The organism is Pseudomonas sichuanensis (assembly GCF_003231305.1).
In the GTDB taxonomy this organism is placed as follows: domain Bacteria; phylum Pseudomonadota; class Gammaproteobacteria; order Pseudomonadales; family Pseudomonadaceae; genus Aquipseudomonas; species Aquipseudomonas sichuanensis.
This window is the reverse complement of sequence record NZ_QKVM01000110.1, coordinates 1-3,649: the sequence shown is the minus strand read 5'-3', so window position 1 is coordinate 3,649 and position 3,649 is coordinate 1. Positions and strand designations below refer to the sequence as shown.

The 3,649-nt window shown below is 68.4% G+C and carries 1 protein-coding gene; it reads left to right on the top strand.

All coding sequences use genetic code 11. From position 1 onward, the window contains the following. The coding region (locus tag DM373_RS28195; protein WP_157966905.1) for a non-ribosomal peptide synthetase at nt 1-3,649 on the top strand (3,649 nt) is incomplete at both ends.

Sequence of the window (3,649 nt, the reverse complement as noted above, 5' to 3'; positions counted from 1 at the left end):
TTGGCGGCGCTGGGCAACTGGCTGACGCTCAATGGCCAGGTGTACGGCGGCGAGTTCAGCATGGGCTGGCGCTTCAGCACGCAGATGTTCGACGAAGCCACGGTGCAGCGCCTGGCGGATGACTACGGTCGCGAGTTGGAAGCCCTGGTCGAGCATTGCTGCACCTTGCAGGAACGCTCCGCCACGCCGTCGGACTTCCCACTGGCCGGGCTGGACATGGCCGGGCTGGACAGCCTGCCGGTGCCCCTGGCGCAGATCGAGGACATCTACCCGCTGTCGCCGATGCAGCAAGGCATGCTGTTCCACACCGTCTATGAGCACAGCGGCGACTACATCAACCAGATGCGCCTGGAGGTCGAAGGCCTGGAGCCTGCGCGCTTCGCGGCAGCCTGGCAGGCCTGCGTCGATGACCATGACGTGCTGCGCAGCAGCTTCCTCTGGCAGGGGCTGGAGCGCCCGCTGCAGGTCATTCGCAAGTCCGTGCGCCTGAACCTGCGCGAGCTCGACTGGCGCGACCGCGCCACCGACACGGCCGCGCTCGACCAACTGGCCGCCGACGAGCGTGCCCAGGGCTTCGACCCGGCCGAACCGCCATTGCTGCGCCTGTTGCTGGTGCGCCTGGGCGAGCAGCGCCACCACCTGATCTACACCAGCCACCACATTCTCATGGACGGCTGGAGCAACTCGCGCCTGATGGGCGAGGTGCTGCAACGCTACCGGGGCCAGGCCGTACCGGCCCAGGCGGGGCGCTACCGCGACTACATCGCCTGGCTGGGTGCCCAGGACCCGGCGGCCACCGAGCATTTCTGGCGCGGTCAAGTGGCTGGGTTGGAGGTGCCGACCCGGCTGGCACGGGTATTTGGCGACCTGCCGCAAGGCGAGGGTGGCCAGGTCGAGCTGTACACCGGCCTGGATGCCCAGCAAACCCAAGCCCTGAGCGAATTCGCTCGCCAGCACAAGCTGACCATGAACACCCTGGTGCAAGGTGCCTGGGCCTTGCTGCTGTCGCGCTACACCGGCCAGCAGCACGTGGCCTTCGGTGCCACCGTGGCTGGCCGGCCGGCCGAGCTGGTGGGCATCGAGCAGCAACTGGGCCTGTTCATCAACACCCTGCCGGTGGTGGTCGACGTCGAGTCGCAGCAGCCGCTGGGCGAGTGGCTGGCGCAGTTGCAACTGCGCAACCTGGCCTTGCGTGAGCACGAACACACCGCGTTGTTCGATGTGCAGCGCTGGGCGCAGTTGGGCGACAACCTGTTCGACACCTTGCTGGTGTTCGAGAACTTCCCGATCTCCGAAGCCCTGCAGCAGGCCGCGCCGGACAGCCTGCGCTTTGGCGAGGTGCACAATCACGAGCAGACCAACTTCCCGTTGACCCTGATGGTGGTGCATGCCGAAGAGCTGGTGCTGCACCTGAGCTTCGACAGCCGCAGCTTCCCCGAGCAAGGCATGCGCCGGCTCGGTGAACAGCTGAGCGGCCTGCTGGCCCGGTTGCCGGCACAGTTCCACCTGCCCCTGGCCGAACTGCCGAGCCTGGAGGCGGCCGAGCAGGCGCGCCTGGCCGGCTTCAACCCGGCCCGTGAAACCTATGAAAGCGAGCAGTGCATCCATCAGCTGATCGAGCGCCAGGCGGCCCAGACGCCCCAGGCTCTGGCCCTGATCGATGGCGAGCGGCGCCTGGACCACGCCTGGCTGCAGGCTCGCGCCAACCGCCTGGCCCACCACCTGGTGGCGTTGGGGGTCGGCCCCGAGGTGCGGGTGGGCGTGGCCATGCCGCGCAACGCCGAACTGCTGGTGGCGCTGCTGGCGGTGCTCAAGGCCGGTGGCACCTATGTGCCGCTGGACCCGGACTACCCGCTCGACCGCCTGGCCTACATGCTCGAAGACAGCCAGGCGCGGGTGCTGCTGACCCAGCCGGGTGTGCTCGAAGGCATTTCCCTGGACGGTCTGACCACGGTGCTGGTGGCCGAGGACGATGCGGCGTTGGCGCACTATCCGGCAAGCGCGCCGGTCACCCGGGTGACTGCGCAGAACCTCGCCTATGTGATTTACACCTCCGGCTCCACCGGCAGGCCCAAGGGCGTGGCCATCACCCACCGCAATATCGTGGCCCTGGCGCACTGGTCCGCCGGTATGTACAGCCATGACGAGATCCAGGGCGTGCTGGCCTCGACCTCGGTGTGCTTCGACCTGTCGGTGTGGGAGCTGTTCGTCACCCTGGCCAACGGCGGCTACCTGATCCTGGCGCGCAACGCCCTGGAGCTGGGCAACCTGCCGGCGCGGGCCGAGGTGCGCCTGATCAACACCGTGCCATCGGCCATCGCCGCGCTGCTGCGTGCCGGCGACGTGCCGGCCGAGGTGGACATCGTCAACCTGTGTGGCGAGCCGCTCAAGCAAGGGTTGGTCGACAGCCTGTACGCGCTGGGCACCCTGGACCACGTGTACGACCTGTACGGCCCGTCGGAAGACACCGTCTACTCCACCTTCAGCCGCCGCCTGCACGGCGGTGTGCCGAGCATCGGCCAGCCGATGTGCAACAGCAGCGCGCTGCTGCTGGACGATCAGTTGCAGGCGGCGCCGGTGGGCGTTGCCGCCGAGCTGTACCTGGCCGGTGACGGCCTGGCCCGTGGCTACCTGCTGCGCCCGGGGCTGACTGCCGAGAAGTTCGTGCCCAACCCATCGGGCGCTGCCGGCGAGCGGATGTACCGCACCGGCGACCTGACCCGCTACCGCGAGGACGGCCAGCTGGAATACATCGGCCGGGTCGACCACCAGGTGAAGGTGCGTGGTTTCCGCATCGAGCTGGGCGAAATCGAAACCCGCCTGCAACAGCAGGCCGGCGTGCGCGAGGCGGTGGTGCTGGCAGTGGAAGGTGCCAGCGGTCATCAGCTGGTGGGCTACCTGGTGGCCAGCAGCGAACTGGACAGCGAGCAGGTCAAGGCCGCACTGCGCGAACAGCTGCCCGAATACATGGTGCCGGCGCACCTGCTGCAACTGCCGGCGCTGCCGCTGACCCCCAACGGCAAGCTGGACCGCAAGGCCTTGCCGCTGCCGGATCTTGAGGCCGCGCAGGCCGACTATCAGGCCCCGGCCACTGACCTTGAACGACGTATCGCGGCGATCTGGCAGGACGTGCTCAAGCTGGAGCGCATCGGTGCGCGGGACAACTTCTTCGAGCTGGGCGGCGACTCGATCATCTCGTTGCAGGTGGTGAGCCGGGCACGCCAGGCGGGGATTCACTTCACGCCCAAGCAGCTGTTCCAGCACCAGACCGTACAGGGCCTGGCCGCGGTGGCCAGCCTCGATGGCAGTGGCCTGCAAGTAGCGCAGGGCCGGGTCGAAGGGCCGACGGCGCTGCTGCCGATCCACCGGGTGTTCTTCGACGAGGTGCAGGTCGAGCGCCACCATTGGAACCAGTCGGTGCTGCTCAAGCCGCAGCAGCCACTGGATGCCGAGCGCCTGGAACAGGCGCTGGCGGTGGTGCTGGAGCATCACGACGCGCTGCGTTTGGGCTTTGTCGAGGCGCAAGGCCAGTGGCAGGCGACCTACCATGGCGTGCCGGCCCACAGCGTGCTGTGGCGCCGCGAGGTGGCCGATGCCGCCGCGCTGGAGGCGCTGGGCCGTGAAGCCCAGGCCAGCCTGGACCTGGCCC